At 53.2% G+C, this 635-nt stretch carries 2 pseudogenes; both read right to left on the reverse strand.

Annotation, left to right across the window (positions count from 1 at the left end):
* Positions 1–357 (reverse strand): annotated as a pseudogene (locus tag KDM89_RS19305) (aliphatic sulfonate ABC transporter substrate-binding protein); the annotation flags it as partial.
* 7 nt (positions 358–364) lie between these two features.
* Positions 365–635, reverse strand: a pseudogene (locus KDM89_RS19310) (sulfonate ABC transporter substrate-binding protein); the annotation flags it as partial.

The raw sequence follows: 635 nt of genomic DNA on the forward strand, positions 1-635 counted from the left end.
GGCAGCCTGCGCGAAAATCGGGGGAGGTTCCCCTGTCGTGGCAAAATCGATACTGCCAGCTGACAAGGCCTCTAACATCTGGGGTCCTGCAGTAAATTCAAACCATTGAATACGCACTGTTTTCAGACGCTGCTCCAGCGCTTGCCGGTGCCTGAGCAGGCTCAGATTGACTGAGCTTTTTTGAAAACCTATACGTAACTCTTTAGGCAAAGCGGGCTTGTCATTCACATTACCGTTTGCATTCGCTGAAGCAGCGTACACGGTACTGAGTGGCAGAACGCAGCCGCTGACTGCCAGTGCAAGCGCAGTCTGCAAATGACGTCGGCGCGATAAGCGAAATGGAATAGGATCATGCATCGCAAACTCACTGTTTAGGCTGATACACCGCGTCGCGTACCACGATGCGCTTAGGCAGCAGCTTCAGCTCGGTAAAGCTGTCTGCAATCGCCTGCTGCTCCTTAATCACGGCTTCCGATAAAGGCTTGACGCCATACGCAAAGCGCTGTGCGGCCAGCTCCACGATTGCTGGCTCCAGTCCGACCTGAGTCGATAACAAGGTAGCGGTTGCTTTCAGATTTTTCTGACTCCAGTCATCCGAACGGGCCAGCTCATCAATGATTTGGCGTATCACTTCC

This window comes from Cognatundibacterium luofuense (assembly GCF_018139685.1).
In the GTDB taxonomy this organism is placed as follows: Bacteria; Pseudomonadota; Gammaproteobacteria; order Burkholderiales; family Burkholderiaceae_D; genus Undibacterium; species Undibacterium luofuense.